General features: G+C 67.8%; 10 protein-coding genes and 1 tRNA gene. 5 read left to right on the top strand and 6 right to left on the bottom strand.

What is annotated here, in order from left to right; genetic code table 11:
- Positions 1 to 44 precede the first annotated feature (44 nt).
- Together K8638_RS18850 and K8638_RS18845 are read right to left on the bottom strand one after the other, a co-directional pair.
- On the bottom strand, positions 45 to 395 hold the full coding sequence (locus K8638_RS18850) for a DUF2019 domain-containing protein (protein WP_223755940.1): 351 nt from the start codon (positions 393 to 395) through the stop codon (positions 45 to 47).
- Positions 395 to 1,687 carry a hypothetical protein gene (locus tag K8638_RS18845; protein WP_223755939.1) on the bottom strand — a complete coding sequence of 431 codons (1,293 nt, stop codon included), beginning with the start codon at positions 1,685 to 1,687 and terminating at the stop codon, positions 395 to 397. The genes K8638_RS18850 and K8638_RS18845 overlap by 1 nt, the downstream gene beginning before the upstream one ends.
- Before the next feature lie 598 nt (positions 1,688 to 2,285).
- Here K8638_RS18845 and K8638_RS18840 point away from each other — a divergent pair.
- Entirely contained in the window at positions 2,286 to 6,842 is a 4,557-nt protein-coding gene (locus tag K8638_RS18840) for a hypothetical protein (RefSeq protein WP_223755938.1), read from the top strand.
- Positions 6,843 to 7,568: 726 nt separating this feature from the next.
- Here K8638_RS18840 and K8638_RS18835 read toward each other — a convergent pair.
- Both K8638_RS18835 and K8638_RS18830 read right to left on the bottom strand, forming a co-directional pair.
- Positions 7,569 to 7,919, bottom strand: coding sequence for a DUF2019 domain-containing protein (locus K8638_RS18835; protein ID WP_223755937.1), 351 nt, complete (start codon positions 7,917 to 7,919; stop codon positions 7,569 to 7,571).
- Positions 7,919 to 9,214: a hypothetical protein gene (locus K8638_RS18830; protein ID WP_223755936.1), complete on the bottom strand. Its 1,296-nt coding sequence runs from the start codon at positions 9,212 to 9,214 to the stop codon at positions 7,919 to 7,921. The genes K8638_RS18835 and K8638_RS18830 overlap by 1 nt, the downstream gene beginning before the upstream one ends.
- 267 nt (positions 9,215 to 9,481) lie before the next feature.
- Here K8638_RS18830 and K8638_RS18825 point away from each other — a divergent pair.
- Both K8638_RS18825 and K8638_RS18820 read left to right on the top strand, forming a co-directional pair.
- A tRNA-Arg gene (locus K8638_RS18825) sits at positions 9,482 to 9,555 on the top strand.
- A gap of 209 nt (positions 9,556 to 9,764) precedes the next feature.
- On the top strand, positions 9,765 to 10,679 hold the full coding sequence (locus K8638_RS18820; protein ID WP_223755935.1) for a GNAT family N-acetyltransferase: 915 nt from the start codon (positions 9,765 to 9,767) through the stop codon (positions 10,677 to 10,679).
- Positions 10,680 to 10,697: 18 nt separating this feature from the next.
- Here K8638_RS18820 and K8638_RS18815 read toward each other — a convergent pair whose 3' ends face one another.
- Both K8638_RS18815 and K8638_RS18810 read right to left on the bottom strand, forming a co-directional pair.
- The gene (locus K8638_RS18815) at positions 10,698 to 11,759 is read right to left on the bottom strand and encodes an acetylserotonin O-methyltransferase (protein ID WP_223755934.1); all 1,062 of its coding nucleotides are present in this window, start codon (positions 11,757 to 11,759) and stop codon (positions 10,698 to 10,700) included.
- A 15-nt stretch (positions 11,760 to 11,774) separates the two neighbouring features.
- Positions 11,775 to 12,722 (bottom strand): arginine deiminase family protein, encoded by a 948-nt coding sequence (locus K8638_RS18810; protein WP_223755933.1) that lies wholly within the window; start codon positions 12,720 to 12,722, stop codon positions 11,775 to 11,777.
- A gap of 159 nt (positions 12,723 to 12,881) precedes the next feature.
- Here K8638_RS18810 and K8638_RS18805 point away from each other — a divergent pair, with 159 nt between their 5' ends.
- Together K8638_RS18805 and K8638_RS18800 are read left to right on the top strand one after the other, a co-directional pair.
- Complete coding sequence (locus K8638_RS18805; protein WP_223755932.1) at positions 12,882 to 21,029, top strand: non-ribosomal peptide synthetase/type I polyketide synthase; 8,148 nt, start codon at positions 12,882 to 12,884, stop codon at positions 21,027 to 21,029.
- A gap of 8 nt (positions 21,030 to 21,037) precedes the next feature.
- The gene (locus tag K8638_RS18800) at positions 21,038 to 24,475 is read left to right on the top strand and encodes a non-ribosomal peptide synthetase (RefSeq protein WP_225937413.1); all 3,438 of its coding nucleotides are present in this window, start codon (positions 21,038 to 21,040) and stop codon (positions 24,473 to 24,475) included.
- Positions 24,476 to 24,536 lie beyond the last annotated feature (61 nt).

Raw genomic sequence — 24,536 nt, 5'->3', positions numbered from 1 at the left:
GTTGGATCAACGCAATTGAGAGGCACTATGAAAGCTGCGTAGTGTCATGCCGGGTCCAAGGCCCAGGTACCTTCCTCCCACCGCTTCAAGGCCTGTTGCGCCTCGAAGGGGACCAACCCCTTGCCTTTCGCGGCCTCTTCGAGAACTGCCTTGGCCTCTTCCGTGCGGTGGCGGAGCAGGAACGCCGCCGCTGTAACGCGGACATCCATGCGTGGATGTTTGAAAAGCGCGGCAAGCGCATCGCGTCCTGTATCTCCACGGGCGCGGAGTTCGTCAAAAACCGCCAAGCACTCATCAGCATGCCTATTGGCAGCTTTAGCATCTCCCTTCCAGCCAGCCTCTGTCTCTGCCTGCACATGCCGGGCGAATTGCTCAACCAGTTCTTCGAGCTTCATCACCAGACTCCATTCCTGATGTTCTCGATTGCCTGCAATCCGAATGCACGCTGAGCCTCGTAGGACTGCGTACTCAGCCATTGTCTCACGGTGAGTTCTCGCGAGCCGGTGACCCTCCGGATCTTCCGCGAATAGAAGGCGCTCACCTGGGTGTGCAGCCCTTCTTCCAGCGGGATGACGTTCTCGGTGTTGTGCAGGGCATGCGGCCCGAATCGCTCCACGTTGCCTGGCGTCTGCTCGACGATGTGGTGCCACTGCTTCCCCGGACCCGCTGGACCCAAGGCACTCTTGAGGCCGCTGAACGAGCCCCAGGACCTGAAGCCGGTAGGACTGACTCCCGCTACACCTCTCACGCCCCGGGCCGTCATGGCGACCGCCGTAGCGGGCAGGGAGACCACGACGGTGCTCCCTTCAACGGCCATCGCACTCACCTGCCCCACATTCGCCAGGTGGAGGCCTACTCGTGAGGCCCCAGCCGTCGCAGCCTCCGTGAAGCTGGGCAGCATCGATAGGCGAGAGGCCAGCCACGCAGCGCTACCAGCCATGCCATGACTCACCACCACGGTGACCGCCAGGACGAAGACGCGCGCCACCTCTGGCCCTACCCGGTGGGCGAAGCGCTGGCCGGCCTGCTCCAGTTCCACCCACGTCGCCGCACGGTCCGTGGCCCCCTTCAACTCCCGGCTCGCGTCCACCACCTCCAGGAACGTCTCCACTCCCAGGTAGATGAGCAGGACCGCCGAGACGATGGCCGCCGCCTTGGTGAACACCGGCTCGGGATTGGCCGCCAACACGGCCCAGGTGATGAGGCCCGTGGCGATGACGGTGTAGAAGAGCTGGGGCGCCAGCGTCTCCTCCACCGCCCGGGCGATGCTCTCCTTGAGGGGCTCCAGCGACAGGCCCAGGGCCACGCCCAGCTTGTCCCACTCGCCCAGGCCCATTCCGTCGTCGAGCAGGGAGAGGCAGGAGTCCCTGCGCTGGCCCGGCTCGCAGAGGCCTCCGAAGCTCTTGCGCATCAGGCGCTGCCATCGGGTGTCAGCACTGCTACCCGGGTGGGAGGCGCGCACCAGCCAGCCCTGCTGAGGGGCCCGGAGCGTCAGGGGCACCTCCAGCACCAGCCGCCCCAGCGCCTCCTCGAAGGCTTCCGCGTCCACCTTCACGGCCTGGCGCGAGGAGGACGGCCTGTACTCCAGGGGAGCGCCCCGCCCCGTGTCGAGTCGGACGACAGGTGGGGTGGCGCACGCATTGAGCAGGGCGAGCAGTAGGGCCGTGACGCCCATACGGGTTGCCATGAGACGCCTTCCAGCACGAGTAGGACTCCAGTCTACGGGAAGGCCCCCAGGGATGCTGGGGCTCCGTACTGGCCGAGCATGAGGAGTCCCGCCTCCCGCGTTGCATGGGAACGAGAAGAAGCTCCCACGGCCGCGCGGCTCCGGTGCCCTCCAGCACCTCGCTTGCCAGCCGGGCGTCAGGCTCACGGCCGAACAGAGCCACGCGGCCTGGGCCTCGTTCCCGTTGCGCGGGTCCGGTCGCCTGCTATAAACCGCTCCTCGGTCGACCCCGTAGCTCAGTTGGATAGAACGGCGGTTTCCTAAACCTTGAGGGGCCCCTTGGTCCTCGGGTGGTGGCGGCTAAGCCCCGGAGATTACTGGACGTGGGCGTTCACCCACGTTCACCGGCGGCCGGCCGATTACGTACCAATTACGTACGGCACCTCATCTTTCTCATTCTCACGACTCGATGGACCGTCAAATGCCATCTCCTCCTCGCCGCCTCATCCCGCCACTTTCTACTGCCCTACGACTTCCCGTGATGCGCGGCTGGAACATCGGGGGAGGATGTAGTTGGATGTCGGCCGTTGTTCATGGGCAACTCGGGAGTAGATGACCGATGGCACGGCGACGTTCCAGGGACAGCATTGCGCTCGGCCGTACTTTCCTTGAGGTCGCAGACGCTGTGGAGTCGCTTGAGCCGGACGAGATGCTGCGGATGGCGCTCGCGTTCAAGCAAGGAAAGACATGGTCGCAACTCCTTGAGCACCGCTACGTGGTCGTGCTCGGTGAGGCGGGTACGGGTAAGAGCACAGAGTTTGAGAGCCAAGCTGACGCCTTGGTAACGGCCAGTCGAGCAGCTTTTTTTGTAGAACTCAACGACCTTGCAGAGGACGGTCTCGTTGGAAGCCTCGATCCCGATGACGAGGAACGCTTACATGCGTGGCGTAAAACCAAGGAACACGCCGTCTTCTTTCTAGACTCCCTAGACGAGGCGAAGCTACAGAGACACTCGCTCCACCAAGCGCTCCGAAAGCTCAGGAAGGAACTGAAGGACGAATGGCAGCGAGTTAAATTGATAATCTCCTGTCGCGTTAGCGACTGGTGGGCTGACGCCGACAGAACTGCTTTGGAAGAGGTCATTCCAAAAGACAGCAATGAAAAGGCGTATGTGGTCCAAATTGCCCCATTGACTGAGGACCAAGTAGCTCGATTGGTTGCCCATATCGGGGTGACTGACGTCGGCGCGTTTATGATCGCCATCAAGGAGAACCACGCGCAAGTCTTCATAGGACGACCACTAGATGTGGAGTGGCTCGGAACCTACTGGATGCGTCAGCATCGCATCGGAAGCCTGCGAGAACTGGTCGCCGATAACATCAGCGAAAAGCTCCAAGAGCGAGCGACTCGCAGGTCCACTCTTCCGCGGGCCAAGGCGGCGAAAGGTATCCGCGCGCTCGCTGGAATCGCCACGCTCACACGTCGGCATTCCTTCCTTGTGCCTGATGAAGAGCACGATATCCACCGAGCCACATCGGCCATCGACCCACACGGGGTGCTGGCTGACTGGTCCAACGAAGATATTCAACAACTTCTACGGCTACCCATCTTTGATGAGTCTACCTACGGCAGGATACGCATACATCACCGCTCAGTACAAGAATACTTGGCTGCGAAGTGGCTGGTAGACCTCCGTGACGCAGGATTAGCTCGGAGCAAGCTGGAGGAGTTGTTCTTTCGAGAGGAAGATGATGAGCGCGTCATTCCAGAGCACCTCGGCCCTGTGGCGGCTTGGTTTAGCTTATGGGACGCATCCCTGCGTGAAAAGTTAGTCAGAGAAGCGCCCGCTCTGCTTCTTGGTCATGGAGATCCTAGCGGACTGAGTGTGGCTGAGCGCTCAAACATTTTGCGCAACCATGCGCAGAGCTACACAGATCGTAAACGTCTATTTGACAGATTTGAGCAGGCCAGTCTCGACCGCTTTGCGTCACCGGCCTTGGCAAATACAATTACCGACCTTCTCTCTTCCTCAGATCTCCCAGAAGAGCTAGCTGCGGTGCTGCTTCAGATCGTTGAGCACGGCCGAATCGTGGGATGCGTTCCAATCGCGTTACGCCTAGCACTTACTCAATCATGCTCGGCGCACGTGCGCTTCTTCGCCATCCGGGCGGTGGGAATCGCAGGCAACAAGGAACACCGAGAACAGCTACTGCCGCTCATCGAGACAACCGATAACTGGGAACAGGACGTTGCCGGTTCCTTTGTGCGTGCACTCTACCCAGAACTGCTCAGCATTGATGGCCTACTCCGAGTTCTCTCTCGCGTCGAACCCAAGCGCCGCTACACATTGACAAGCCTACAACTGGTGCTTGAGCGTGAGATTCCAGCATCTCATCCCGAGCATCGCTTGCAATTGCTTCAAGCACTCATGGCCTTCATTGGCAGCACCAACGGAAATGGGGAGCGAGAGATACGTCACGAGCGAACATGGCTCCTACGGGCAATAGGTAAACTACTGGCGGCCACGCTTGATGATTTGCCTAGCGATAGTGCCCACATGGCTCTTGTTAGTGCCCACATGGCTCTTGTTAAGGATGCCTTGGAGCTATTTCGGCGGCGCGACGAGATAGGACTCCAAACAGAGACAGAGTACGGCATGGACGAAGTCCGAGAGGCAGTGGCACGCCACGGAGAGATTCGCAGGATGCTGTTCTGGCAGCGGGTGGAGGCCCATCGTCAGCGCAAGGGAAAGACACCTACCCGTTATCACGAACTTCCTTACATTCACGATATTTTTGAGCTCAGCGTGAACGACGAGCAGTGGCTTACTCGTGACGCAAGCGAACGGGGCAATATCAGAGAACGCCTACTCGCCTTCGATACGTTGGGGTGGGTACTGAACATTCAAGGGAAGCTAGAGTATTGCCTCAGTCAATTGCGAAGTCTCGCGGCCAAAGACCCCGTGCTCCGCAAGCGACTGGAACGCTCAATGAACCGTCCTGCGCCGAATCCCCCGTCGATGACAAAGTGGCAACGGATGGAGCGGGCGCGGGAGCTAAAGCGCAAACGCCAGCATGACATTAGCTGCAAAGCGCTGGCGGATCACATTGAGACTATACGAAATGGCACCAACTCTCGTGCACTTTGGTTTCTCTGGGAGCGCTCAAAACAGGACGAGACCTATTCAAGCACAACAGCGCACACGTCTCTTCGGGAGCAATATGGTGACGCAATCGCCGATGCGGCCTTGGATGGATGGCGAGCGTTTTGGCGGCTCTACGATCCCCCCCTTCCCCACGAGCGCGAGCCACGTAACACATCGCCAAGTGGCGTCATTCTTGGTCTCACCGGCCTATCCCATGATATTCAGGCGGGACTTGATGTCGCAAATCTTGAAGAGACGCTCATCGCCAGAGCGATCCGCTATGCGGCATGTGAACTAAACGGCTTTCCCGACTGGATGGGAGGGCTTGCGGAGGCCCATCCAAAGGTCGTCGCTCAGACTTTGGAAACAGCCATCTCTGCCGATTACGAGCACCCGGATACCGGCACACTAATCAACGACGTCCTGGCAAAACTCCCGCGCTCTCACCATTCCGTTCGGTTCGCGTGCGCGCCCGTGCTCTCCCGTCTGCTTGGCGTGAAAGATCCACCAAGGGTGGAGGCACTGATTGCGACACTCTCGACGCTCCTCACGACCGAGGGTGTGGATGTCGCGATAGTTGATGCAATAGTTGAGAGTCGCTGCCGCGCTGTGCTCAAAAATAGAAGCCGGTTCGCTGTTTGGTGGTGCGCCTGGGTTGATCGGGATGGCGATTCAGCCCTCGACTTCCTTGAGAGAATACTGTGCGAGCCATCCCATGGCGATGGATATGGCTTGATCGAAGAGATTTGCAATTTTATTCACGAATGTCATGAATGTTTTGCCTTAATGCCAATAGCTGCGTTCAAAAAAGTTGGCACCCTGGTTAGATTGATACCGCTGGTGTACGAGTACATTGACCCGGCCGGTGATATACATCATGAAGGTGCGTACTCTCCTGGTCCACGAGACAACGCTCAAACGGTTCGCAGCCACCTTATTACGTGGCTCGCCGACATTCCGGGCACGGAATCAACGACTGCTCTGCGCAAAGTCGCAGAGGACCCACGAATGGGAGGCTTCCGTGACTGGATCCTTCATAGAGCTGACCAACGGCTGGTTGCAGACCTGAGCACGACAACTCCCAGCGTGGCCGACGCTCTCATTGGGCTCTTCAAACAATTTGGTCTCGATGCCATAAACAACCTAGGTCCCTTGAGTCACGAAAAGATGACAAAAATACACGTTGGAATAATTACAATGAAGGAAGAGGAATACACGGCCCTCCTCGAAAAGCTCAAGCCCTCGTCAACCAGAGCAGGGGGAAATCGAGACTACGATATTGCTGAAATTCAAACCCCCAATGGACTCTGCCGTGTCGCCATCACGCGATGTGCCCAACAAGGCAATACATATGCACAGACTGCTGCGGCAGAGATGTTGGCTGACCTGTCGCCTGCTTTCATGTTAGTCGTCGGCATCGGCGGTGGTGTGCCTACGCCAGATTTTTGCCTTGGCGACGTTGTTGTTTCCAGCTACATCCAAGACGTGACGCTAGAGGATACAGGCACAGACGACGACTCTAGGCGATTCGATGCACTAGGTGGGCCGTTGCATCCAGCGGCTAGTCGCATTATCGAGCGGCTACGCGCGATTGAGCTAGATCCTCGCAACAAAGATTGGAATAGCGCTGTCTCGATTGGATCCAAGCGCCCAGGGTTAGACGGCAAAGCCACAACTGATGATGGGGCATGGAACGCTGACATTTCCGATGCGCTCGCGCGGCACGCAAAGCGGGATGCTCCGATGTCTACCGCGAGAAAGATTGCGTCGAGCGATCGACTCGTCAAGAATCCGGATCTAGTCAAGACATGGCGTACAGTGTCGAAAGGTGTGGTGGTAGTTGAGATGGAGAGCACAGGCGTCTCTCTTCTGTGCCAACGCAACAACATCCCTGTTCTGGTGATTCGTGGCATTAGTGACATTGTCGGATGGAAGCGTGATGAGGCATGGACAGTATATGCTTGTCACACGGCGGCTGCATTCACGCGCATGTTGATCGGAGCTGGTCTCTTCTGCTCCGAGAGTCCTTGATTCGAATTTTCCTAGCCCGTGCCGCACAGTGCTGAGTTCAAAGCCGCCACGAGGTCATCTAGACGGAGGGCTCCTACACGGCAGTGGATTGGCCTCTCTACTAGCTGTTCAAGGGGGCCTAAGTTCAGACAAGAAAGCCCTCTTCCGGGAGGGCACAGGCGACTACCTCTCCGCCGTCACTACGGGCAAGGGCACCCAAGTCCATGTCTGCCGACAGTGCTGCCACTGCTAGGACTGGAGACAAGCAGGACACGGTCGGAAAGTTCAGCGAGCGACCGCCAGCCACGGGCGGCGTCCCCGCGACGCACCCGGTCGCTCGTCCGCCGTCGCACCTCCTCCGCGCCGAGGCCGCGTCGGTAGTGGCCGTTGCGTGCGTCCTGCCGGCCCTCGACGCGCTCGAAGCGGCCGGCGCCCATCAGCCGGTCCACCTCCTCCTCAAGCAGTACGGTAAGAGTCATGTGACGGCCTGGAGGAACAGCGCGCGCAGGTCCGCACCCACCTCCTCTTGGGTGGGCGGGACAAACTCGGTAGCCTTCTTCACGGGGAACTCCTTGGGCCTGCCCTGGCCGGGAGGTTTCGGTGGTTGGGTTCACCGAGGAGCTTCCCCGCTCCTTGCTGGCTCCGCGAAATCTCGGAGCCGGCCTGCTACACACTTATAGGGACACTTCCCCCGCCCCCCCAGCGGCTGCCTCAGGCAAGAGGAGCGGCGAAGTGAGGAAGGGAAGGTCATGCAGGGTCCAAGGCCCAGGTACCTTCCTCCCACCGCTTCAAGGCCTGCTGCGCCTCGAATGGGACCATCCCCTCGCCCTTGGCGGCCTCTTCCAGAACCGCCTTGGCCTCCGCCGTACGATGGCGGAGCAGGCAGGCCGCTGCTGTGACCCGGACATCCATGCGCGGGTGTTTCAAAAGAGCGGCAAGTGCATCTCGTCCAGCATCTCCATGGGTCCGGATCTTGTCGAACGCGGCTCCGTACCTCTTGGCATGCTTGTTCCCCGTCTTTGCATCCCCCCGCCAGATGGCATCGGTCTGCGCAGCCACATTCTCGGCGAACTGCTCGACGAGATCCTCCAACTTCATTACCAGACCCCCTTCGTGACGTTCTCAATCGCCATAAGCCCAAACTTGCGCTGGGCCTCGTACGACTGGGTGCTCAACCATTGTCGTACGGTCAGGCTCCTCGAACCGGTGATGTTCCAGCGAATGGACGAGTAGAGCGCGCTGATGCGGGTGTGCAGCCCTTCTTCCAGGGGGATGACGTTCTCGGTGTTGTGCAGCGCATGAGGCCCGAATCGCTTCACGTTACCGGGTGTCTGCTCGACGATGTGGTGCCACTGCTTTCCGGGGCCGGCTGCCCCCAAAGCACTCTTGAGGCCGCTGAACGAGCCCCAGGACCTGGAGCCGACAGGACCGACTCCCGCTGCGGCTCCTCTCACTCCCTGGGCCGTCATGGCGACCGCCGTTGCAGGCAGGGAGACGATGACGGTGCTCCCTTCAACGGCTACCGCACTCACCTGCCCCACGTTCGCAAGGCTGATGCCCACCCGTGAGGCCCCGGCCGCCGCGGCCTCCGTGAAGCGGGGCAGCATCGACAGCCGCGAGGCCAGCCACGCGGCGCCCCCGGCCATGCCATGGCTCACCACCACGGTGACCGCCAGCACGAAGACACGCGCCACCTCTGGCCCCACCCGGTGGGCGAAGCGCTGGCCGGCCTGCTCCAGTTCCACCCACGCCGCCGCACGGTCCGTGGCCCCCTTCAGCTCCCGGCTCGCGTCCACCACCTCCAGGAACGTCTCCACTCCCAGGTAGATGAGCAGGACCGCCGAGACGATGGCCGCCGCCTTGGTGAACACCGGCTCGGGATTGGCCGCCAACACGGCCCAGGTGATGAGGCCCGTGGCGATGACGGTGTAGAAGAGCTGGGGCGCCAGCGTCTCCTCCACCGCCCGGGCGATGCTCTCCTTGAGGGGCTCCAGCGACAGGCCCAGGGCCACGCCCAGCCTGTCCCACTCGCCCAGGCCTATTCCGTCGTCGAGCAGGGAGAGGCAGGAGTCCCTGCGCTGGCCCGGCTCGCAGAGGCCGCCGAAGCTCTTGCGCATCAGGCGCCGCCACCGAGTGTCCACATCGCGGCCGGAGTGGGAGGCGCGCACCAGCCAGCCTTGCTGAGGAGCCCGGAGCGTCAGGGGCACCTCCAGCACCAGCCGCCCCAGCGCCTCCTCGAAGGCTTCCGCGTCCACCTTCACGGCCTTGCGCGAGGAGGACGGCCTGTACTCCAGGGGAGCGCCCCGCCCCGTGTCGAGGCGGACGACAGGTGGGGTGGCGCACGCACTGAGCAGGGCGAGCAGTAGGGCCGTGACGCCCATACGGGTTGCCATGAGACGCCTTCCAGCACGAGGAGGACTCCAGTCTACGGGAAGGCCCCCAGGAATGCTGGGGCTCCGTACTGGCCGAGCATGAGGAGGCCCGCCTCCCGCATCGCATGGGAACGAGAAGAAGCTCCCACGGCCGCGCGGCTCCGGTGCCCTCCTCCAGCACCTCGCTTGCCAGCCGGGCGTCAGGCTCACGGCCGAACAGAGCCACGCGGCCTGGGCCTCGTTCCCGTTGCGCGGGTCCGGTCGCCTGCTATAAACCGCTCCGCGGCCGACCCCGTAGCTCAGTTGGATAGAGCGGCGGTTTCCTAAACCGCAGGCCACAGGTTCGATTCCTGTCGGGGTCATCGCCCTGCTTCCCAAGTCCGCGGAAGCAGGGCGTTTTTCTGTCCGGTGACGCTCAGGCGCGTTCGCTGGATTGGGTACCAGGAGTAGGCTCCGGAGGCCATGCGCTTCCAATGGTCCGTGCTCGCGCGGTCCTCTGTCGCCGCCTCCGAGCCCGGCGCGGCGTCACCGTGAGCGTCGGGCCAACAGAGCCGCATCCCAACGGAGTCCCATGCCCCACTTCCGAATCGAAACCGTGCGGGACGACGCCACCCTCCAGCAATGGGTGGACGTGGTGGATGCCGTGGACGTGTGGGGTGTGCCCTCATTCGAGGATGCGCGCTACCTGCGCGAGACCCAGGTGGGCCGCGTGGACTACGTGCTGAGGCGTGATGGCGTCCCGGTGGGCGCCGCGTTCGTCCGACCTCCCGCCGGGGGGAGCGGCGGGACCTGTGCGGTGGCCGGCCTGTGGGTGCGCCGTGAGCACCGGTGTCAGGGTCTGGGCTCGGAGCTGCACCGCACCCTGTCCGCCCACGCGCGCGGGTTCGGAATGACGGAGCTGGAGGTGGAGGCCTACGAGTCCCAGGAGGACGCGCTGCGCTACCTGGGCCGCCGCGGCTACCGGGAGGTGGCCCGGCACACCGAGCTGGTGCTGGAGCTGGAGGGCCTTCCCCTGCCCCAAGTGCGCCCTCCGGAGGGCGTGCGCATCGTCCCGCGGACCGGAAGGGACGACCTGCTCCCCGGCATGTACCGGGTGGCGTTGGAGGCCATCCCCGACATGCCCGTGGACGCGGCGGACGACGTGGGCACCTTCGAGGACTGGCGCGCCTCCGACATCGACCGGCCCATCCACACGCCGGACCTGACCTTCGTCGCGCTGCACGGAGACGAGGTGGTGGGCTACGCGGTGCTGCAACGGGGCCGGAACGGAGTGGCCTTCCACAGCCTCACGGGCGTGAAGCGTGCCTGGCGTGGGCGCGGCATCGCGAGCGCACTCAAGCGGGCCCAGATCGGCGGCGCCATCCAGGCCGGTTTCAAGCGGCTGGTGACGGAGAACGTCCTGGAGAACGCCCCCATCCGTCACCTCAACGAGGTGATGGGCTACCGGCCCCTGCCGGGCGCCGTCGTCTTCCGCGGCCCGATGTGACCCGAGACGTGCGAGTGCTCAGCGCTTGTTCGCCTCGATGATGCAGGTCCCGCCCGCCGTGGGGGTGATGCCCCGCAGCTCCCAGGAGGCCGTGCCCAGCAGCGCGCCAAACTCCCGGGCCGTGCGCTCGCGCCCGTCCACGAGCACCAGCATGTTGAGGTCCATCAACGGCACGGGCGAGGGCGTGCCGGCCTCCGGCATCACCATTTCCAGCACGAAGAGCCGGGCGCCCTCCGGCGCCGCCTGGTGGAGCTGGCGCAGCAGGGTGGTGGAGGAGCCGTCATCCCAGTCATGGAGGACGTGCTTGAGCAGGTAGGCGTCCGCGGACGGGAGGTGGGATTCGAAGAAGCTGCCTCCCACCAGCGCTACCCTGCCCGAGAGCCCCGCCGCCTCGAGCGGGGCCTTCGCGCCTTCGATGACGTGCGGCAGGTCGAAGAGCGTACCCCGGCAGGAGGGATGGGCCTGGAGCACCTGCGCCAGCAGCGCCCCCTGGCTCCCTCCGATGTCCGCGACATGGGGGAAGCGTGAGAAGTCGACAAGGCGCGTCAGCTCACCGCCCACCATGCTGGAGAGGTTGCTCATGGCCTGGGAGAACTGAGCGCCCTCGTCCGGTTCGCGCGCGAAGTGCTCCCAGATGTCCATGCCCAGCGCGGCGCGCGCGGTGGAGCGGCCGGTGCGAATCGCCTCGGCGAGCTGGCCCCAGGGCAGCCAGTGCGCGCTGTCACAGCTGGCAATGGCCAGGGAGCGCAGCGAGAAGGGGACGTCCGAGCGCAGGCCTTCGCCCATGGGCGTCAGGGCGAAGGCGCGGGGCGAGACCTCCTGGACGATGCCCGCGGTGACACCGCCACGCAGCAGCCGGAACAGGCCATCCGCGCTGATGCCCAGCTCGCTGGCCATGTCATCACTGGCGCGTGCTCCGCCCGTGAGCAGGTCCGCGATTCCCAGGCGGGCGGCCGTGCCGATGATCTGGGTGACCCAGTAGCCACCGATTCGCTCATACAGCTGCCGTGTGAGCAGGCTATCGCGTTCGGCAAGGTCCGAGAGAGAAGCCGCGATGAGGGTCGTTCCCGTGATGGACATGTCAGCCCCGGACGCTCAGCCCACGCGCCGCCGCAGCGGCATCGTCAGGCACCGCACGCTCCCATTGCCGCGCTCGAGCGCTTCGACCTCCACGCTGGCGACCTCAATCCCGAAGTCCCTCGCCAGCGGGCGCAGGTGGGGCGCGACGCCCTCCGAGGCGAGAATCAGCCGTGGCCCCAGGTAGATGTAGTTGGACAGGAACGGGTGCGTGCTCCCCGGCTCGAACGCGAGCACGCGCTGTCCCCGCTGCGCGAAGTAGCCCTCGAACGACTCCCAGCGGGGCGGCTGCCCGCGGACGCACACGCGCAGGGGGCAGTGACGCAGGAAGGCACGAGCCACGACGGCCTCCGGGCCCAGCACGTTGAAGGCGAGGTCCAGGTGGATGATGCCCAGGCTCTCGGGAATGCGGACGACCGCCACCTCCTCGAACCCGGCGCCCCAGGCCACCTCCACGAAGTCCTGCACCGACTGCTGGTCGCTGCGCAGCCCCACGTTGACGAGCAGCCGCCCCTGACCGAGCAGGAACACATCCCCGAACTCGACCCGGGCCGAAGCCGCCCACGCCGCGTCTTCCGCTGGCTGCCCCATCAACCGGGACAGCGCCCCATGCGCCACGTCGAACTCGGCCACCCTCGCGGGGAACGCCGCCGTCCCCCGGACGAGCCGCGAGCCCAGCGCCACCGCCGTGTCACGGACGAACACCCTGTTGACCGAGGTGTCACTGACGGCCCGGTCCGCCGGTGACAAGAAGTCGCCCAGGTCCACCGTCTTGCAGCCGAATGACTCCAGCGTCTCGCGCAGCCGGCCGAAGGCCTCGTCCGCCGCCGCTCGAGTCACGACCTGGGAGAAGCCCACCGCGGCGGCCTCTTCCGGTGTCGCGACGTCCAGCTCCGCGGGCCGGAACACCACCACGCTGTCCAGCTGGCCGCCTTCGGACCAGCACTCGACTTCACCTGACGCCATCAATTCGCACCTGCTACGCATGCATGGGCTGGATCGCGGTTTACGGATTGTGATAATAAAGTAATATTACAACTTAATCAATAAATTCAGACCTTGACATCCTCCGCCCGTCCACCCCTTGAACCTGCCTCTCGTCCCACCCGTACCGTCGAGGAAATCGTGGCGTGGCTCGTCGCCGCGGTGGCCGAGGCGGCGGACCTCCCGCCCGCGGAGGTGGAGCTCGACGAGCCCTTCGTCACCTACGGCCTCACCTCCAAGGAGGCGGTCTTCCTCACGGGAGACCTGGCGGACTGGCTGGAGCATGACGTCTCCCCCACCGCCCTGTGGGAGCACCCGACCATCGACGCGCTGAGCCGGTACCTGGCCGGACGGCTCGCGCCGCCCGCCCCCGCGCCCCAGGTCCCGGCTCCGGAGGTGGAGGCCGCGGAGGACGTCATCGTCGTCACCGCGGTGTCGTGCCGCTTCCCGGGAGCCCCCTCGCCCGAGGCGTACTGGGCGCTGCTCCAGCGCGGAGGTGACGCCATCACCGAGGTGCCCCCGGGCCGCTGGGACGCGCGGCGCTTCTACCGCGCCGAGCCGGGCACGCCCGGGACGATGAACACCCGCTGGGGCGGCTTCGTGGAGGGGATTGACGCGTTCGACCCGCTGTTCTTCGGCATCTCCCCCCGAGAGGCGAGCCGGATGGACCCGCAGCAGCGGCTGCTGCTGGAGGTCGCCTGGGAGGCGCTGGAGCGCGGGGGGCAGGCGCCGCGAGCCCTCCAGGGCAGCCGCACCGGCGTGTTCGTGGGAATCAGCACCAACGACTACTCGCAGCGGCAGTTCGGCGACCACGCCCTGCTGGATGCGTACGCGGGCACGGGCAATGCCCACAGCATCGCGGCCAACCGCCTCTCCTATCTGCTGGGCCTGCGGGGGCCGAGCATGGCGGTGGACACCGCGTGCTCCTCCTCGCTCGTCGCCGTGCACCTGGCCTGTCAGAGCCTCCGGGCCCGTGAGTGCGACCTCGCGCTCGCCGGCGGGGTGAATGCCATCCTGACGCCGGAGCTCACCATCGCCTTCTCCCAGGCGGGGATGATGGCGAGCGACGGCCGCTGCAAGAGCTTCGACGCCGCGGCGGATGGCTACGTGCGCTCCGAGGGCTGCGGCGTCGTCGTGCTCAAGCGGCTGAAGGACGCGCTCGCCGCGGGCGACCCCATCCTCGCCGTCCTCCACGGCTCGGCGGTGAATCATGACGGCCTCAGCAACGGCCTCACCGCGCCGAGCGGCGCCGCGCAGCAGGACGTCATCCGCCAGGCACTGCGGCAGGCGCGGCTGTCCCCCACGAGCATCGGCTACGTCGAGGCGCACGGCACGGGGACGCCGCTGGGCGACCCCATCGAGGTCGACGCGCTCAAGGAGGTCCTGTCCGAGGGGCGCGAGCCCTCGCGGCGCTGCTTCATCGGGTCCGCGAAGAGCAACCTCGGCCACCTGGAAGCAGCCGCCGGTATCGCCGGGCTGGTGAAGGCCGTCCTGGCGTTGCAGCACGGTGAGGTTCCTCCGCAGGTCCACTTCCGCCAGCTCAATCCACACATCGCGCTGGAGCAGACGGCCTTCCGGATTCCGACGAGGCCCGAGCCCTGGCCGCAACCGCCGGGTGCGCGGTACGCGGGTGTCAGCGCCTTCGGCTTCGGCGGCACCAACGCCCACGTCATCCTCGGCGAGCCTCCCGCGCGCGTGCCAGCGCCCGCGCGTGCACCGGAGCGCGCCTTCCACCTGCTGGTGCTGTCCGCCCGGAGCGATCCGGCGTTGCGCGCCCTGGCGCTCCGCTACCGGGAGCTGCTCGCCTCCGAGTCCGCGCCCCCGCTGGCGGAGCTGTGCTTCACCGCCGCGACGGGGCGCAACCACTGGCCCCACCGGGTCGCCGCGGTGGCGGGCTCGCGCGAGGAGATGGTGGAGCGGCTCGACGCGTTCCTCCAGGGCCGCTCCGTCCCCGGCCTGCACCATGGCGAGGCGCGGCGCGAGGCGCCTCCCCGCGTCGTCTTCCTCTTCCCCGGCCAGGGCTCCCAGTACCCCGGCATGGCGCGCCAGCTCCACGACAGCGCGCCCGTCTTCCGCGAGGCGCTCGAGCGCTGTGACACGCTGTTGCGCCCGCACCTCGACGTGCCGCTGCTGTCCCTCCTCTTCCCCGGCCCCGGCGAAGACGAAGCACGGGTCCACCAGACGCGCTACACCCAGCCCGCCCTCTTCGCGGTGGGCCAGGCCCTGGCGGAGCTGTGGCGCTCGTGGGGCGTGAAGCCGGATGCCGTCCTGGGGCACAGCGTGGGTGAGTACGCCGCCGCGCACGTGGCCGGAGTGCTCGGGCTCGAGGACGCGCTGCGCCTGCTGGCGCTCCGCGGACGCCTCATCCAGGCGCTGCCCCAGGACGGGGCCATGGCCGCCATCATGGCGGACGAGGCGACGGTCCGCTCCGCGCTGGAGCCCGAGCGCGCGGTGGAGGTCGCCGCCGTCAACGGCCCCCACCATGTCGTCATCTCCGGAGAGCGGCACGCGGTGGAGCGCGTGGTCCGGGCGCTGGAGGCCCGGGGCGTGGAGGCCCGCCCGCTCAACGTGTCGCATGCCTTCCACTCCCCGCTGATGGAGCCCATGCTCGACGACTTCGAGCGGGCCGCCGCCATCACCTCGTTCCAGCCGCCCCGCCTGCCCGTCATCTCCAACCTCACCGGAGCGCCGCTGGCCTCGGCCCCCACCGCGCGCGACTGGCGGCGCCACGTGCGCGAGCCCGTCCAGTTCTTCCGGAGCATCCAGCGCGCGGCCCATCAGGGGCCCTCGCTGTTCGTCGAGCTGGGGCCGCACGACACGCTGCTGGGCATGGCGAGGCGCTGCCTCCCCGACGGCGCCGCGGAGTGGCTCCCCAGCTTGAAGAAGCAGCGCGACGCCTGGGAGACGCTCCTGGGCACCCTGGGCGTCCTCTACGTCCGGGGCGTCACGGTGGACTGGAACGCGGTCCACGCGGGCCACACGGCGCCGCGGGTGCTGCTTCCGACCTATCCCTTCGAGCGGCAGCGCTATTGGCTCGAGACAACGACACCGACGATGGACACCCAGGCACCCGTGACTGCTACCCGACAGGAACGCTTCCTGAACGAGCTCCGCGCCCTGCTGGCCCGGCTGCTCCAGATGCCTCCCGAGAAGATTGGCTCGCACGTCTCCTTCCTGGAGCTCGGCGCCGACTCCGTCGTCCTGATGGACGCGGCCCGGGCCGTGGAGAAGCGGTTCGGCCTCAAGCTGTCCATGCGCCAGCTCTTCGAGGAGCTGACGACGCTGGATGCCATGGCCCGTCACCTGGACCTCACCGTCCCCGCTGATGCCCCGCTCGGCGAGGCGGCGCCTTCCGCCGGGAGCACCGCCGTGTCCGCGCCCGCGGTGGCGCCCCTCCTCCCCGTGGCGGCCACGCCCGGCGGTGAGGGCCTGGAGCAGGTCGTGAAGTTGCAGCTCCAGCTCATGGCCCAGCAGCTCGCGCTGCTTGGTGGACGGAGCGGGACGGTGGCCACGGCCACCAGCGCTCCGGCGCTTCCGGCCCCCGTGGCGGCTCCGGCGCCCCGGCCCGCGCCTTCGCCGGGTGCCCAGTCCCCCTTCGCCTCGGGCCCGAAGAAGGGCACGCCCGAACGCGAGCTGACGCCCACGCAGCGGCGCCACGTGGATGCGCTCGTCACCCGTCACGCGCAGCGGACGCGGAGCTCCAAGCAGCACGCCATCCGCCACCGCGCGCAGTGGAGCGACCTGCGCTGGCTGATGAACTTCCGCGCGGAGCTCAAGGAGGTCTGCTACCCCATCGTCAGCACCCGCTCGCGGGACGCACGGTTCTGGGACGCGGACGGCAACGAGTTCATCGACCTCTCCATGGGCTTCGGCGTGCACCTGTTCGGGCACCACCCGTCCTTCATCGTGGAGGCGCTGCGCGAGCGGCTGGAGCAGGGCATGGAGGTCGGCCCGCAGTCGGACCTCGCCGGCCGGGCGGCGGAGCTCATTTGCGAGCTCACCGGAATGAAGCGCGTCACCTTCTGCAACTCCGGCACGGAGGCGGTGATGACGGCACTCCGGCTGGCCCGCGCGGCGACGGGACGCTCGAAGATCGTGATGTTCACCGGCTCCTACCATGGCCACTCCGACGGAACGCTGGTCGTCGGGCGCATGGTGGACGGCGTCCCGCAGTCGCTCCCCATGGCCGCGGGTGTCACGGAGAAGGTCGCCGAGGACGTCATCGTGCTGCCCTACGGCGAGGACCGGTCGCTCGACGTCATCCGCGAGCATCTGGACGAGCTGGCGGTCGTCGTGGTCGAGCCGGTGCAGAGCCGCCGCCCCAACCTCCAGCCCCGCGCCTTCCTCCAGTCCCTGCGCGAGATGACGCGCGCGGCGGGCGTGCCCCTCATGTTCGACGAGGTCATCACCGGCTTCCGCCTCCACCCCGGCGGCGCGCAGGCGTGGCTGGGCATCGAGGCCGACCTCGTGACCTACGGGAAGGTCGTGGGCGGCGGCATGCCCATTGGCGTCGTGGCGGACCGCGGCGGCTTCGTGGACCGCATCGATGGTGGCGACTGGCGCTACGGTGACGACTCGTATCCGGCCGTCGAGACGACCTTCGCCGCCGGCACGTTCTGCAAGCACCCGCTGACCATGGCGACGATGGTCGCCACCCTCGCCCACCTGAAGCACGAGGGCCCCGCCCTCCAGGAGCGCCTCAACCAGCGGGCCGCCCGCCTGGTGGAGCGCATCAACGAGGTCTTCCAGCGCGCACAGGCCCCCGTGGAGATGGTCCACGGCGGCTCGGTGATGCGGTTCAACGTGGCGGGCAACTCCAGCTACCTCTTCCAGCCGCTGGAGATGGACCTCTTCTACTGCCACCTCCGCGACCGCGGCATCTACATCTGGGAGGGGCGCACCTGCATGCTCTCCACCGCGCACGGCGACGCGGAGCTCGACGCCATCGTCCGCGCGGTGGCCGACAGCGTCGCGGAGATGCAGGCGGGAGGCTTCTGGCCCCGTCCCCAGCCGGGCCCCGGCCTGGAGCTTCCGAGCCTCCCCGCCCCCAACGCGGTGGAGCAGACCCTGCCGCTGACGGAGGCGCAGCGGCAGCTCTGGATCCTCTCCCGCACGAACGAGGGCGGCTCCATCGCCTACAACCTGTCCATGAGTCTCCGGTTGGAGGGGGACCTGCGCGCCGACGTGCTGCGGCGGGCCTTGCAGCACGTCGTGGACCGCCACGAGGCGCTGCGCATCCGCATCGGCGAGGACGGTGAGCGGCAGCACGTCCTCCCCACGCTCTCCGTGGACCTGCCGGTGCTCGACCTGTCCGCGCTGTCTCCTCCGGCGCGGGCCGCCAGCCTCTCCGGCTGGTACTCGCGGGAGAGCGCCACCGCGTTCGACCTGCACCGAGGCCCGCTGCTCCGCGCCCACCTGCTGAAGCTGGATGCACGGGAGCACCTGCTGGTGCTGAGCACGCACCACGTCGTCGTGGATGGCTGGTCCCTGGGCGTCGTCCTCCAGGAGGTGGCGGCGGCCTACTCCGCGCTCGTGGACGGGGCCTCCCCGTCCCTGCCCTCCGTGAAGCAGTTCGGCGACTACGTCCGCTGGCTCCGCTCGCTGGAGTCCACGGAGGAGCTGGCGGCACACGAGCGCTACTGGCTGGAGCAGCGCGTGGAGCGGCTCCCCGCCATCGAGCTGCCCATCGACCATCCCCGCCCCGCGGCGCGGCGCTTCCGGGGCGCGCGGGAGACGGTCCGCCTGGACCGCGCCTTCAGCCTGGCACTCCGGGAGCTGGGCCAGCGGCAGCAGGCCACGCCCTTCATGCTGCTGCTCTCCGCCTATTCCCTCTTCCTCCACCGCCTGACGGGACAGGAGGACGTCCTCGTGGGCATCCCCACCGCCGGGCGCGGCCTGGAGGGCAGCGAGGGACTCGTCGGCTACTGCTCGCACCTGCTGCCCATCGCCAGCCACGCACGCGGTGACGAGTCCTTCCCGGAGTACTTCCGGACGCTCAAGCAGGTGCTCCTGTCGGCCTACGAGCACCAGGACTACCCCTTCGCCCGGCTGCTCAACCGGCTGGAGCTGCCGCGCACCGCCAGCCACACCCCGCTCATCAGCGTGACGTTCAACCTGGAGCGCCCGCTGACCGTGCGCGGCATGGGCGGACTGAAGGCGGGCTTCCACCCGCAGCCCGTCGCCTTCGCCGCCTTCGACCTGAGCCTGAACGTGCTCGACGTCGAGGACGGGCTGGTGCTGGACTTCGACTACAACACCGACCTGTTCGAGCCCGCGAGCGTCGCCCGCTTCGCGCGCGGCTTCCGCGCGTTGCTGCGAGGCCTCGTCGCCGACCCGCAACGGGCCCTGCACCGGCTGCCGGTGCTCACCGATGAAGAGCGGCACCAGTTCCTCGTCACCTGGAACCAGCAGCACCTCGTCGCCTACCCGAAGGAGCGCCTCACCCACCAGCTCTTCGAGCAACAGGCGGCGGCCCGGCCCGGCAAGCCGGCGGTGGAGTTCGAGGGACGGCACCTCACCTACGCGGACCTCAACCAGCAGGCCAACCAGCTCGCGCATCACCTGCGCGCGCTCGGCGTCGGCCCCGGCGTGCTGGTGGGCGCGCTCCTGGACCGCACGCCGGAGATGCTCGTCACGCTGCTGGCCATCCTCAAGTCGGGCGGCGCGTACGTGCCGTTGGATCCCGCCAACCCGGAGGAGCGCCTGCGCTTCCTCGTGGAGGACTCGCGGGTGGCCGTGGTCGTCACGCAGACCGCGCTCTCCGAGCGGCTGCCGGCTGGCGGCGCGAAGGTCGTCTGCCTGGACCGTGACACGGCCTCGCTGGCGGCCCGGCCCGTGGAGAACCTGGAGAACCTCGCGGACGCCTCCACGCCCGCCTACGTCATCTACACGTCCGGCTCCACGGGCGAGCCCAAGGGCGTCGCCGTGGGACACGGCGCGTTCGTCGTCCACTGCCAGGACGTCATCCCGCGCTACCGGCACACGGAGCACGACCGCATCCTCCAGTTCGCCTCGTTCAGCTTCGACGCCTCGCTGGAGCAGATCCTCCCGACCTTCATGGCCGGCGCGACGCTGGTGCTGCGCGGCCCTCGGGTGTGGACACCGGAGGAGATGGCGCGGCACCTCGTCGAAGACCGGCTCACGGTGGTGAACTTCCCGACCGCCTACTGGCAGCAGCTCACCCAGCGCTGGGCCGAGGCCCCGCCGGACTTCAGCACCCACTGCCTGCGCCTGGTCATCGTCGGCGGAGACACCGTGCTGGCCGGTGTGCTGGAGCAGTGGCAGCGCGGTCCGCTGGGCTCGGTGCGGCTCCTCAACGCCTACGGCCCCACGGAGACGGTCATCACCGCGACCACCTACGAAGTGCCCGCCCCCTCCAGCGGCCAGAAGCCTCCCGCGCGCATCCCCATCGGCCGCCCGCTCTCCAACCGCGCCTTCTACGTCCTCGACCGACACGGGGGCCCCGTCCCCATTGGCGTGGCGGGAGAGCTCCACATCGGCGGCGAGCTGCTGGCGCTCGGCTATCTCCACCGGCCGGAGCTGAGCGCGCAGCGCTTCGTCGCGGACCCGTTCTCGGACGCGCCCACCGCGCGCCTCTACAAGACGGGGGATGTGGTGCGCTACCTGCCGGATGGAACCCTGGAGTTCCTCGGGCGCACGGACCACCAGGTCAAGGTGCGCGGCTTCCGCATCGAGCTGGGCGAAATCGAGTCCGCCCTCAGCCGGCACCCGGCCCTGCGTGAGGTGGTGGTGACGGTCCGCCAGGAGCCGGTGGACGGCGGAGGCGGCACCGACAAGCGGCTGGTCGCCTACGCCGTGCCTGTCACTCCCGGGAGCGTCACGCCCGCCGGCCTGCGCCAGTTCCTCCTCGAGACGCTGCCGGGCTACATGGTGCCGGCCTTCTTCGTCCTCCTGGACGCCCTGCCCCTCACGCCGAGCGGCAAGCTGGACCGTCAGGCGCTCCCCGCCCCGGACCCGGCGGCGAGCGCGACCCTGCGCCCCTTCGTCGCGCCGCGCACACCCACCGAGCAGACGCTCGCGGAGGCCTGGATGAAGGCCCTGCGCGTGCCGCGTGTGGGCATCCACGACGACTTCTTCGAGCTGGGCGGAGACTCGCTGCTGGCCACCCAGGTGGCCTCGCGCCTCCGGGACACGCTCCAGGTGGAGGTGCCCCTGGAGCGCCTCTTCAAGGCCACCACCATCGCCGGACTGGCGGAGCACGTGGACACCCTGCTCTGGGCGGCGCGGCCGCAGGCGGGTGACGCCGCTCGCGAGGAGGGAGAGCTGTGAGCCCCTCCATGCGTCCCATCGACGAGCTGATGAGCCACCTGCGCAAGCTGGACGTGCGGCTGTGGCTGGAGGGCGAGCGCCTGCGCTTCAGCGCACCGCCGGGCGCGATGACGCCGGAGCTCCAGGGCGAGCTGAAGTCGCGCAAGGAGGAGGTCATCGCGTTCCTCCAGCAGGCCGCGGAGTCCCTGCGGAGTGCCACGGAGGTCATCCCTCCCTGTTCCCGTGACGAGGCGCTGCCACTGTCCTCGGGCCAGCAGCGGCTGTGGTTCCTGGAGCAGCTCGAAGGGCCGAGTGGCGCCTACAACATGCCCGCGGCCCTGCGCCTCGTGGGCGCGCTGGACTCGGATGCCCTGCTGCGCGGCCTCGACGCGATTGTGCGGCGCCACGAGGTGCTGCGAACGCGCTACGCCCTTGAAGGGGGACGGCCCGTCCAGCGCATCCTGCCCGACGCGTCCGTGCCGGTCTCTCGGGTGGACCTGGAGCCGCTGCCCTCCGAGGAGCGGCGCGCGCGGGTCCAGCATCTCGCGGCCGAGGAGGCGCGCAGGCCGTTCGACCTGACGAAGGACCTGCCGCTGCGCGCATGCCTGCTCCGGCTGGGTGAGCGCGAGCACGTGCTGCTGCTCACGCTGCATCACATCGCCAGCGACGGCTGGTCCCTGGGCGTGCTGATGCGGGAGCTGGCCGCGCACTATCAGGCCTTCACCGCCGGCGGGGAGGCCTCCCTGCCGGCGCTGCCCATCCAGTACGCGGACTACGCCCGGTGGCAGCAGCAGCGCTCGGACAGTGGAGCCCTGAAGCCGCACGTCGCATGGTGGCGCGAGCACCTCGCAGGCGCCCCGGCCCTGCTCGAGCTGCCCACGGACCGCCCCCGGCCCGCGGCGCAGCGCTTCCTCGGGGCCACGCGGCGCTTCACCGTCCCTCCGGCCCTCACCGCCCGTCTCAAGCAGCGTGCCCGCGAGGCGGAGGCCACGCTGTTCATGACGCTGCTGGCCGCGTTCGGCGTGCTGCTCTCCCGCTACAGCCGCCAGCGTGACGTCGTGGTGGGCTCGCCCATCGCCAACCGGCTCCCCCAGACGGAGCCGCTCATCGGCCTCTTCGTCAACACGCTTCCGCTGCGCGTCTCCACCGAGCGGGACCCGTCCTTCTCGGAGCTGCTGCGCGAGGTGCGCCGCGACACGCTCGCGGCCTACACCCACCAGGCGGTGCCCTTCGAGCAGCTCGTCGAGGCGCTCCAGCCGGCCCGGGACTTGAGCTACCAGCCGCTCTTCCAGGTGCTGTTCACCCTCCAGAACACGCCCACGGCCCCACTGGCCCTGCCCGGGCTGTCCATGGAGCTGCTGGAGGTCGAGAGCGGGACGTCGCAGTTCGACCTGTCGCTGTCGATGGCGGAGACGGACCAGGGCCTCGCCAGCGAGCTGACCTACAACACCGACCTGTTCGACGAGGCGACCGCCTCGCGGATGGTGGACCACCTGCTGTGCCTGCTGGCCCAGGTGGCGGAGACGCCGGAGCGCGCCGTCTCGCGGCTGCCCCTGCTGTCCGAGGCGGAGCGGAACACCCTGTTGCGCGAGTGGAACGACACCGCCGTCGAGCTCCCCGCGCCGCACACCCTGCACGGCCTGTTCGAGGCCCAGGCCACGCGCCGCCCGGACGCCACCGCCGCCCGCTTCGAGTCCCAGTCCCTCACCTACGGCGAGCTGGACGCGCGAGCCAACCGGCTGGCGAACCACCTGCGGCACCTGGGCGTGGGCCCCGGACAGCGGGTGGGCCTCTTCCTGGAGCGCGGGCTGGAGCTGCTGGTCGGGCTGCTCGGCATCCTCAAGTCGGGGGCCGCCTATGTCCCGCTCGACCCGATGTATCCGGCACCACGGCTGGCGCACATCCTCGAGGACAGCGGCGTCACGGTGCTGGTGACGGAGCCGGAGCTGGCCACCCGCGCCCCTGCCTGGAGCGGGCGCACCGTCCAGCCCTCCGACGCCGCCGGAGCCTCTTCCGCCGCGGTGGCTGTCCCCGTCACGGGAGCCGGCCTGGCGTACGTGCTCTACACCTCCGGCTCCACGGGCCTGCCCAAGGGCGTGGCCATTCCGCACGAGGCCGCCGCCAACTTCCTGATGTCGATGCGGCGCGAGCCGGGGATGACCGAGCGCGACACGCTGCTCGCGGTGACGACGGTCGCCTTCGACATCTCCGTGCTGGAGCTGTTCCTCCCGCTGAGCGTCGGTGCGTGTGTGGTCATCGCCAGCCAGGAGACGGCGGTGGACGGCACGCGCCTGCTGCCGCTGCTGGCGGCGAGCGGGGCCACGGTGATGCAGGCCACGCCCTCCACGTGGCGCATGCTGCTGTCACTGGGCTGGTCCGGCTCCCCGGCCCTGAAGCTGCTGTGCGGCGGCGAGGCCCTGGCTCCCGAGCTGCTCGCGCCCCTGCGGGCACGCTGCTCGGAGCTGTGGAACATGTACGGCCCCACGGAGACCACCGTGTGGTCCACGGTGGCGCGACTGGAAGCGGAGCGCCCCATCACCCTCGGCCGCCCCATCGCCAACACCCAGGCCTACGTGCTGGACGAGTGGCTCCAGCCGGTGCCTCCCGGCGTGCCAGGCACGCTGTACCTCGGCGGGCTGGGCGTGGCCCGGGGGTACCTGAACCGTCCGGAGCTGACCGCCGAGCGCTTCGTGCCGGACCCGCACGGGGGACGTCCGGGCGCGCGCCTCTACTGCACGGGTGACCTCGCGCGCAGGCGGCCCGACGGCTCGCTCGAGTTCCTCGGGCGGGGCGACGGTCAGGTCAAGCTGCGCGGCCACCGCGTCGAGCTGGGCGAGATTGAAGCGCGTCTGGCCCTGCACCCCGGCGTGGCGGAGACGGCGGTGCGGCTGTGGGAGGCCGCGAGCGGCCCCGAGCTGGTCGCCTACGTCCGGCCCGCCCCCGGCGCCTCTCCTGACGCCCCGGCGCTGCGCGAGCACCTGCGCGCCCACCTCCCCGCGTACATGCTGCCCACGCACTTCGTGGTGCTGGAGTCCTTCCCGAGGACGGCCAACAACAAGCTGGACCGCAAGGCACTCCCGCGTCCCACGCAGGCACAGCGCTCCTCGGCCGGCTACACGGCCCCGCGCACTCCCGATGAGCAGCGCCTCGCGGACATCTGGCGCGAGGTGCTGGGCGTGGAGCGCGTCGGCGTGGACGACGACTTCTTCGCCCTGGGCGGCCACTCGATGAAGGCCGTGCAGGCGCTCGCGCGCGTCCAGGAAGCGTGGCGCGTGGACGTGTCGCTGCGCGTCCTCTTCGAGCACCCCACCCTCGGCGCCATGGCGAAGCACCTGGAGACGTCCCGGCCCGCGGACTCGCGGCCCGCGCCGCCTCCGCTGGTCGCCCGCCCCAGACAGGCCCGCCGCGTCCAGGCGGACTCACGCGCCGAGCTCAACCTGCCGGACCCGCCCTCCAAGCCCGACTAGCGCCGCCGCCCACCTTCCGCCGCCACCTTCCGGGGCCGTCCCCCACACCCTTCCTTTTCCC

This window comes from Myxococcus sp. RHSTA-1-4 (assembly GCF_020037125.1).
Classification (GTDB): Bacteria; Myxococcota; Myxococcia; order Myxococcales; family Myxococcaceae; genus Myxococcus.
This window is presented reverse-complemented; position numbering and strand designations above follow the sequence as displayed.

Excerpts from the sequence above, each read along its gene's own strand:
- K8638_RS18850 (WP_223755940.1), bottom strand. The coding sequence starts at position 395 with ATGAAGCTCGAAGAACTGGTTGAGCAATTCGCCCGGCATGTGCAGGCA.
- K8638_RS18845 (WP_223755939.1), bottom strand. The coding sequence starts at position 1,687 with ATGGCAACCCGTATGGGCGTCACGGCCCTACTGCTCGCCCTGCTCAAT.
- K8638_RS18840 (WP_223755938.1), top strand. The coding sequence starts at position 2,286 with ATGGCACGGCGACGTTCCAGGGACAGCATTGCGCTCGGCCGTACTTTC.
- K8638_RS18835 (WP_223755937.1), bottom strand. The coding sequence starts at position 7,919 with ATGAAGTTGGAGGATCTCGTCGAGCAGTTCGCCGAGAATGTGGCTGCG.
- K8638_RS18830 (WP_223755936.1), bottom strand. The coding sequence starts at position 9,214 with ATGGCAACCCGTATGGGCGTCACGGCCCTACTGCTCGCCCTGCTCAGT.
- K8638_RS18820 (WP_223755935.1), top strand. The coding sequence starts at position 9,765 with ATGCCCCACTTCCGAATCGAAACCGTGCGGGACGACGCCACCCTCCAG.
- K8638_RS18815 (WP_223755934.1), bottom strand. The coding sequence starts at position 11,759 with ATGTCCATCACGGGAACGACCCTCATCGCGGCTTCTCTCTCGGACCTT.
- K8638_RS18810 (WP_223755933.1), bottom strand. The coding sequence starts at position 12,722 with ATGGCGTCAGGTGAAGTCGAGTGCTGGTCCGAAGGCGGCCAGCTGGAC.
- K8638_RS18800 (WP_225937413.1), top strand. The coding sequence starts at position 21,038 with ATGCGTCCCATCGACGAGCTGATGAGCCACCTGCGCAAGCTGGACGTG.